Source organism: Bartonella sp. AP57NXGY (assembly GCF_042195805.1).
GTDB lineage: Bacteria > Pseudomonadota > Alphaproteobacteria > Rhizobiales > Rhizobiaceae > Bartonella.
The window spans coordinates 1-539 of record NZ_JBHIOZ010000681.1; the positions used below are offsets into that span (position 1 = coordinate 1).

The 539-nt window shown below is 36.9% G+C and carries 1 protein-coding gene and 1 tRNA gene; one reads left to right on the forward strand and one right to left on the reverse strand.

Annotated features, from left to right (window positions below):
- Nucleotides 1-27: 27 nt before the first annotated feature.
- Nucleotides 28-102, reverse strand: a tRNA-Gly gene (locus ACFIL8_RS12625).
- Nucleotides 103-288: 186 nt separating this feature from the next.
- Between ACFIL8_RS12625 and ACFIL8_RS12630 the strand changes: the two genes are divergently transcribed.
- On the forward strand, nt 289-539 hold a 251-nt coding region (locus ACFIL8_RS12630), incomplete at its 3' end, for an ABC transporter substrate binding protein (protein WP_375690128.1).

Below are 539 nucleotides of genomic sequence, written 5' to 3' on the forward strand. Positions count from 1 at the left end.
ACAAGAACGAATAAATACAAAATTCAATGGAGCGGGCGATGGGATTCGAACCCACGACCCCAACCTTGGCAAGGTTGTGCTCTACCCCTGAGCTACACCCGCTTACCGATTCGATATATGTCTTGTCTGTATGGCGTAGGCTTCTACGAATTGCAACAAAAAAATATCATTTTAGTTTGATTTATTTTGTCCATGTTTAAATAAAATGAAATAAAGATTGATTTTAGAAAATTCTTCAGTAATAAATTATTCCTTTTTTAATTTTTGCATGGAGAGGGGTGGAATATAATGTTGAAGAGAATAAATATATTAGGGGTTATCATTGCAACTGTTTTTATGATGAACAGTGTTGCAAAGGCCGATGACCAAGTTAAACACGTTAAAGTTGCAATAACGCAAATTATGGTCCATCCTGCTGCGGATGCTGTTCGTAAAGGTGTGGAAGATGTGCTTGCAGCAAATGGTTATAAGCAAGGTGAAAATTTTCAACTTACCTTTTTATCAGCGCAGGGTAATATTTCAACAGCAACGCAAATTGC